Here is a 7,742-nt window from a genome sequence, read left to right as displayed (position 1 = left end):
TCCTTGGCAACCGAGCCGATCGAGCGACCGCTAGACGCTACGAGATCAACCGCTTGCCGCTTGTAGTCATCGGTAAACGAGCGACGTTGACGTCCTTCCATCCGACACATCCTGGCTCTTCGAGCCTACTACGGGTGTCCATCAAGTCGGAGGAGGTTCAGATAGCGTTGTTTCTTACTGGGTACCCGCTGCGTGTCGGCGGGTCCCAACGAGTTGCGCGTAGCTCGCCACCAAAAACACCAGGCGTTGCGCTTAGAGGACGACGGTCGCTCATTTGTAATTGTTCGCGTCGCTAGACGCGTATACTCGCGGACACTGACCCTTGCTCACAAGAGAAGGTCCATCTCGTCAGCAGCCGTTTCATCGAATGCCCGGAGCACTTCGGAAGGTTTCAATCGTGGATCGACGAGGGGCGCGCTGGCCGGTGCGCATCGATTTTGCACAGATATGAAGCTAAGCTCGATGCTGGCTCTGTCTTGATCAAGAGGCGGGAAAGCCAAGTGCGGGAGATAGCGTTGTGTCAAAGCGGACTGCTTGTCCTGCCGTTGCGTTGGATGATCGGCCGCGACATCCGGAGCCAATCGAGCGATCCATCGTGGATGCACTAACGACGGCCGAGAAAGGGGGAGTCGACTGGATCCACTGCTTGGCCCGACGATTCGGTTCGTATCGTTAAGCTAGCGCGCGCTCTGGCCGACAGAAGGCTCGAGGTCGCGGGTGCATGTAGCCCATGGTCAATCGATAACCTTAAAACTGTGATCGATCTCGCGCGGCAACTTCGAGTCCTAGATCTTAACGCGCAGGCCGTGTTCCGCCTGCGCGGCGTCGAGGAACGAATCGCTTCTCGAAGGTGGGATCAGCGTCGCACAAAACAGAGGTATGCTGGTTTAGCCGTCCGAGAGTTGAGGCGCTGGCCCTCAAACATGGTTGGACCGCATGAATAGCAAACCCGCGATGGTCATTGTCGGGGCGGGCGCGGCCGGAACGGCCGCAGCGATCGCCCTCCGCGAGGGCGGGTGTGGGGCGCCGATCATTTTGATAGGCAACGAATCCATGTTGCCATATGAGCGACGGCCGCTTTCCAAGACAATCGTAGTCGACGAAACGAAGCCTGAACCCAAGCTTCTCATCGCTCCCCAGCGCCTGGCAGAGTTGGAAATTGATTATCTCGGAGGGGGCAGTGTAGAGTGGATAGATCGCGCTGCGCATACCGTCACCCTCTCGGACGGGGCGCAGCTGGCCTACACACGACTGCTGCTGACGACGGGTGCTCGTCCTCGACAACTGAGTGTCCCGGTCGCACCAGGAAGCAGAATCGCGACGCTGCGCACTTATGCGGAGGCCTTGGCTCTTCGCCGCGTAATTGGTCCAGGTTGCGAGGTCGTTGTCATTGGGGCGGGTTCATCGGACTCGAAGTTGCCGCGAGTGCGGTATCGAGAGGCGCTTCGGTGAGCGTATTGGAGGCTGGCACTCGGCTGCTGACGCGGGCAGTCCCGGCATGCATTTCTGAGCTCATAAGGGGCAAGAACGAGCGTTCAGGCGTGCGCATTGAAACCAGCACCATCGTGGAACGTATCGACGCCAAGGCAGGACGATCCGAGATCGTGCTGGCGGACGGCCGCGTTCTTATCGCCGATCTAGTTGTGGTTGGGATTGGCGCCGTCCCAAATACCGAGCTGGCGGGAGCAGCGGGCTTAGCAATCGACAACGGCATCGTCGTGGACGAGACGCTGGCCACCTCGGATCCAGACATCTTCGCGGCCGGCGATTGCTGTTCGTTCCCGCACCGCCTGTATGGCGAGCGGGTTAGGCTGGAGGTCTGGCGCAACGCGCAGCGACAGGGCCCCGCCGTCGCAGGCAACATGCTCGGCGCGACCCAGCCTTACGAAGACGTACCGTGGTTCTGGTCCGATCAATACGATGAGACGCTTCAAATCGCCGGTCTCTGTCGCGAACAAGACGTCCCGGTAGCGAGAAGCCTTGGGACAAAAGGGCGGCTGTTCTTCTATTTGGCCGCCGACGGGCGGCTGATCTCCGCATGCGGCTTCGGTAGCCTGAGCGCGATCGCCAAGGAAATACGTTTTGCAGAGATAATGATCGGCCGGCGGCTTGCTCCCGACACTGAGGCGCTTGCAGATCCCACCATAAGTATAAGATCTTTATTGATCTAGCCCGGATATCTCACCATCTGGGAATGAGTGCCGAACGATACGAGAAGCGCGGTGGTTCGCCGGTTGCGGAAGGCGCAATCGAAAACACGAACTCTCTCTCGGGACGCAGCCCTGCGTCGGCGACAAGAGGTTCAGCTTCGTTCCCCGACCACCCACGCGCAAGGAGAATAGCCAAACGACCTGTCTGTGCGTCAACCGTAAGCGTCGTTCCACTCCCACCTTCTCGCGGCACATGGGATAGGCGAGTTTGAAGATCTCTTTGAAGGGATCGGCTTGTGTCTATGCTTGACCATACGCTTAAGTCGGACGTGACGGCGCGCCGGCTGGAAGTGATCACGGAGACGGGACGCCGTCGTTGGTTCTCCAAGGACGACAAGGCCCGGATCGTCGAGGAGACGCTGGTACCAGGCGCCGTCGTTTCCGAGATTGCCCGGCGACACGGGCTGACCCCACAACAAGTGTTCACTTGGCGCCGGCAAGCACGCCGGTTGCCGACGCCGATGGCTGGCGATCCGCCGTTTGTACCGGCGGTGGTAGACGCCGTGGTACCGGCCGTGGCTGTTGGCTATGAGCGCGAGACAGCGCGACGCAAGGCCAAGCCGGATGTCCGGGCTCGCCGTTGCGATGCCCAGGCTCGCTATTGCGATGCCGGGGGCATCGAGATCGAAGCCGAGGGCGTCACTATCCGGGTCGGCCGAGGCGCGGACGTGGCGATGATTGCGGCCATCGTCCATGCGCTGAAGGCAAGCCGGTGATCGGCCCGTCCGGAACTGTCCGGGTGATGGTGGCCACCAAACCGGTCGACTTCCGCAAGGGAATGGAGGGGCTTGCCATGTTGGTACGCGAGCACATGAAGGCCGATCCGTTCTCGGGTGCTGTTTATGTGTTCCGTGCCAAGCGGGCGGACCGGATTAAGCTGATCTTCTGGGATGGTACGGGTTTGTGCCTGTTCGCCAAGCGGCTCGAGGAAGGCGTCTTCCGGTGGCCGAAGATCGAGGATGGCGTCATGCGTTTGTCGGCGGCGGAATTGTCGGCGCTGCTCGAAGGGCTTGATTGGCGGCGTGTCCACGCGGCACGGGAGACGGTCGTCCCGACGCAAGCCGGATAATTGTGGGCTGCGCTGCGGCGAAGTGAATCAGGGGCATCGAGCACGTCGTCAAGCGGGCGCGAATATGCTCTGATTTGCCTGTGAGCGATAACCTTCCTGATGATCCCGAGACGCTGAAGGCGATGCTGCTTGCCGAGCGGCACGAGAGCGAGCGGCTGCGCCAGATCATCAAGGAGCTGCAGCGTCATCGCTTTGGCCGGAAGGCAGAGTCGCTTCCCGAGGAGCAGATGCTGCTGGGCCTCGAGGACGTCCAACAGGTCGCAGCCTTTGCCGAGGCCGGTCGGACGAGACAGCCCCGGAAGGCCGAGCGGAGCGCGCACGCAAGCGCCGCGTCAATCGCGGAGCACTGCCGGCCCACCTGCCGCGGATCGAGGTCGTCGTCGACCTCGACGACAAGACCTGCCCCTGCTGCCAGGGCGAACTGCATCGGATCGGTGAAGACAGGAGCGAGCGGCTGGACATGGTGCCGGCGCAGTTCCGCGTTGTCGTCACCCGACGTCCCAAATATGCCTGCCGAGCCTGCGAAGATGGCGTCCTGCAGGCCGAGGCTCCGGCCCGGTTGATCGAGGGCGGACTGCCGACGGAGGCAACCGTCGCCCAGGTTCTGGTGTCCAAATACGCCGATCATCTGCCGCTCTACCGGCAGGCCCAGATCTATGCCCGCCAGGGCATCGCTCTCGATCGATCGACATTGGCGGACTGGGTTGGGCATGCTGCCTTCCATCTGCGCCCGCTGCATGAGCGCCTTCTCACGGTGCTTCGCGACAGGTCCAAGCTGTTCGCCGACGAGACGACGGTGCCGGTGCTCGATCCCGGTCGAGGGCGCACCAAGACCGGTCAGCTCTGGGCCTATGCCGCTGACGACAGGCCTTGGGGCGGCCTCGATCCGCCCGGCATCGCCTATGTTTATGCACCCGACCGCAAAGCCGAGCGGCTGTTCAGCCATCTTGCCGGATTCAAGGGCGTTCTGCAGGTCGATGGCTACAACGCCTATCCAAAGCTTGCCCAGCGTGGCGAGGTCGAGCTCGCCTTCTGCCGAGTAGGCGGGGATATTGCCATCCCCGCCCCTCACAGACCCGGACGAGCGGATTACCCGCATCCGGTTCTTCACGCGTAAGCTTCGCTCACGGGACGGCATATTGGTGGACGATCTTGGCTGTCGGCAACGGATGTCGCGCGAGCATGGCCCGGAAGCGCGACCACGGCAGATTGCTGTGGCGGCCACGCCGTGCAAGCCATTTCTTTCATATCCGCGTGATCTGGTGGTGATACCATCTGATCCGTCGGCCGTTGCCGGAGATGCCGTAGTAGGCGCAGTGCCCCCGGATCACCCGCGACAAGTGCGCGTGCTGTTCCCGGAACGGACGATGCAGGTTGAGCCGACACCATTCCGTCACGGAAGCCAGCGCGCGGGCATAACGGTCTTTTGCCGTTATCTGTCGGACGACATTCTTACCCTTCCTCGATTGACCCCACACATGGGTGAAGCCAAGGAAGTTGAATGTGGTCCCCGCCGTCGCGGGATGACGCCCACCCGGGCGTTTGAACCGGAAGTCTACGAAGCGGGTCTTGGTCGGATGGAGTTGAAGCCCGTACCGACCGAGCCGCTTACCCAGCACGTTCAGCAATCGCTTGCCGGACAGATGGTCCTCGAAGGCGATCACCGCGTCATCAGCGTATCGGACCAGTTGGCATCGCCCCTTGAGACGCGGTCGCGCCACCTGCTCGAACCATTCATCCAGCACATAGTGCAGGTAGATGTTTGCAAGCAGTGGCGAGATCACGCCGCCTTGGGGCGTTCCACCAGTCGTGCGGCGAAGGACGCCCTTTTCGAGCACCCCCGCCTTCAGCCATTTATCAATCATCCTCCGGACGACGCCGTCCGTGACTCGCTGATCGAGGAATCGGCGCAGGTGCGTGTGGTCGATGGTGTCGAAGTATTTCGAGATATCGACGTCCACGACCCAGCGCAGCCCTTGCTCCATGAATCCATTACGCAGTGCGTGCAGGGCATCATGGGCCGATCGTCCCGGTCTGAAGCCGTACGAGCACGGCAAGAAGTCCGTCTCGTAGATCGGCTCCAGCAGCAGGAGAATCGCCCGCTGCGCCACCTTATCTTCCAGTGTCGGGATACCCAGTGGCCGTTTTGTGCCATCTGCTTTGGGAATGTAGTGCCGTCGCACCGGCGGCGCGATGTAGCGACCGGATTTGATGCGCGCCAGAAGGCCATCAAGATTGGCCTCCAAGTTCGCCTCATAGTCCATCGCCATCATGCCATCGATTCCCGGCGCGCCATCCTTGCGCGTCAAGCGATAGGCTTCGAGCATCCATTCACGGTCCGATCAGGTGATGCAACGAGGTGAGCACCCGCTTGGGATGTTTCCTCGCCAGATCGGCTATCCATTGTCGTTTCGTGGACAGGTTTGCGGGACTCAGCGTTCCCTCCCGTGTTTCTCGTCAATGGGTCTTAACGCGTGGCGGCTCCCTTCCCTCCAGCGGATCCCGGTGAGCCCAGTTCCCCGCCTTCGTCAGTACTATGAAGCCGCTACGACCTCCCGCCGTGCATATCCGTCGGCTTATGTCTTCGCTTCGGGATTCCACATGCCTTGGTGTTTCGTGTTCGCATGCGCGCTCCGGATGCTCGCCAAGTCGAGACATCGGGCCTGGAGCGTTGTTGAGGCCGGTGCTCCGCGCCAGCTTTCCATATGGGCACAAACGGGATCTCTCAGGTTTCCTGGCGACCCATCCCGTACCTTTGCCCTGCTCGGAGACCCCGGCCGAACCGGTCAGCCTGGCCATAGCGGTTTTCCCGGTGCTGCCCCCGCACCCAACACGGCGAAGGCTTCAGCACGACCATGATTTCGAGGCTTGCCACAGGGCTTCGGTACCCGCTGTCTACGCTTCACGAGCGACGTTGCCATCGCCCATGCAAGACTCGCTTCCGACTGGCGGGCTCCGCCTTTGCCGGGAGGGCGTCGAACCCTCTGGGTCACGTTGAAAGGTTTCAGATCACATTCTTTCCTCCTTTCCAGGACTTGTCCTGACGCAAGCTGGGTGCACATGCGGCGCAACTTCTACGAACTCGCGACAGCCGGCCCCGCTCCAATCGCGAGCGAGGCGCTGAAGCACATCGCCGCGTTCTATGCGATAGAGAAGGAGATCCGCGGCCGCAGCGCGGAGGAGCGTCGCCTCGTGCGGCAGCAGAAGAGCCGACCACTGGCCGATGCCTTTGAGGTATGGCTGCGCGCTAAGCTGGCTCTCATCAGCCAGAAGATCAAGCTCGCCGAGGCCATCCGCTATGCCCTCTCGCGCTGGCAAGGCTTAACGCGCTTCATCGATGACGGCCGCATCGAACTCGACAACAATACGGTCGAACGATCAATCCGTGGCATTAAGCTCAGTCGCAAGAACGCGCTGTTTGCCGGATCCGACGGGGGCGCCGAACATTGGGCAGTCGTCGCAACCCTGGTCGAGACTTGCAAGCTCAACGACGTCGATCCGCTCGCCTATCTCACCGACGTCCTGACCAGGATCATCAACGGGCATCCAAACCGCGACATCGACCAGCTACTGCCCTGGGCCTACCGCGCTCAAGCCCTCAAAGCCGTGGCCTGAGAACGACGCTTACCGTCAACCGCAATAGCTGGTCGTTATTGTCAATATCGCCGAGCCGCAGGCAGGTTGTTCGTTGAGAACTACAAAGTCGGCGATCTCAAGCATTACGAGCGAAACTGGAGTCCGATCCGGGAAACCGAATCCTCACATCATTTATGGCCGGGCACCGATTGCTCAGACCGGCCCTGATGCGCCGCAGGAAGGACTGACGCATCGCCGCGGTTACGTTGTCAAACCCGTCTTCGTCGATCATCCTGAGAATGTGTTTTAGCTCTCTGAATTCGTCAAGTTCACGCCGTTCCCGGTTACTGGAGTACAAAAAATCTAAGAGTCTGACTCAAAATTCATGACTTGACGTTGGCCGATCTGGCGATGCGGCGCAGCAGTTGTCGGGTTGAGGCAATAAGGAGCCATGCTTCAGCCGAGGTGACGGAGGCCTCCCAATCCTTGGCGAGACGTCGGCAGCGGTTGAGCCAGGCCAACGTGCGTTCGACGACCCAGCGTCGGGCAACAATAACGAAGCCTTTTGCGTCATCCGGGCGTTTGACAACTTCAATCGTGGGCCCGTCGATTTTCCGGAGCGCGTTTTCAAGCTTTTCGCCGGCGTAGCCGCCGTCAGCAAACAAGTGTGCAATAGTCGGGTAGCTCGCACAGGCCAAGATGACGACGGCCGGCGCACCGTCCCGATCCTGAACATTGGCCGGGTGCACGATGGCGCTCAGCAAATTTCCTTGTGTATCGGTGACGATGGTAAGCGCTAAGCGGGAACCCTTGCTTCGGGACTGGGATGGCTGTGCGAAGCCTCCGCTTAGGACGGAGGCTTCGGATGGGATTGGACAGCAAAAAGG

The 7,742-nt window shown here is 61.0% G+C and carries 4 protein-coding genes and 3 pseudogenes; 5 read left to right on the top strand and 2 right to left on the bottom strand.

The annotated features are described in order from the left end of the window. Positions 1–936 precede the first annotated feature (936 nt). The 4 genes and pseudogenes from IVA80_RS33635 to IVA80_RS33620 form a co-directional block, all read left to right on the top strand. A pseudogene (locus IVA80_RS33635) lies at positions 937–2,171 on the top strand (FAD-dependent oxidoreductase). Between the two features lie 281 nt (positions 2,172–2,452). Continuing rightward, entirely contained in the window at positions 2,453–2,926 is a 474-nt protein-coding gene (locus IVA80_RS33630) for a transposase (RefSeq protein ID WP_247439374.1), read from the top strand. After that, positions 2,923–3,279, top strand: a complete 357-nt coding sequence (tnpB, locus tag IVA80_RS33625) for an IS66 family insertion sequence element accessory protein TnpB (RefSeq protein ID WP_063980520.1) — start codon at positions 2,923–2,925, stop codon at positions 3,277–3,279. The genes IVA80_RS33630 and tnpB overlap by 4 nt, the downstream gene beginning before the upstream one ends. A gap of 122 nt (positions 3,280–3,401) precedes the next feature. Further along, positions 3,402–4,315 (top strand): annotated as a pseudogene (locus IVA80_RS33620) (IS66 family transposase); the annotation flags it as partial. A 208-nt stretch (positions 4,316–4,523) separates the two neighbouring features. On the opposite strand, the gene ltrA reads toward IVA80_RS33620, so the two are convergent. Further along, on the bottom strand, positions 4,524–5,606 hold the full coding sequence (gene ltrA / locus IVA80_RS33615) for a group II intron reverse transcriptase/maturase (RefSeq protein ID WP_247439372.1): 1,083 nt from the start codon (positions 5,604–5,606) through the stop codon (positions 4,524–4,526). Between the two features lie 724 nt (positions 5,607–6,330). On the opposite strand from ltrA, the pseudogene IVA80_RS33610 reads away from it, so the two are divergent. Beyond that, positions 6,331–6,894: pseudogene (locus IVA80_RS33610) on the top strand (IS66 family transposase); the annotation flags it as partial. 344 nt (positions 6,895–7,238) lie between these two features. Here IVA80_RS33610 and IVA80_RS33605 read toward each other — a convergent pair. Further along, the coding region (locus IVA80_RS33605; protein ID WP_247439370.1) for a transposase at positions 7,239–7,742 on the bottom strand (504 nt) is incomplete at its 5' end.

The organism is Bradyrhizobium sp. 139, assembly GCF_023074175.1.
In the GTDB taxonomy this organism is placed as follows: Bacteria; Pseudomonadota; Alphaproteobacteria; order Rhizobiales; family Xanthobacteraceae; genus Bradyrhizobium.
This window is presented reverse-complemented; position numbering and strand designations above follow the sequence as displayed.

Coding starts and splice junctions, on each gene's coding strand:
- IVA80_RS33630 (WP_247439374.1), top strand. CDS start 2,453: ATGCTTGACCATACGCTTAAGTCGGACGTGACGGCGCGCCGGCTGGAA.
- ltrA (WP_247439372.1), bottom strand. CDS start 5,606: ATGCTCGAAGCCTATCGCTTGACGCGCAAGGATGGCGCGCCGGGAATC.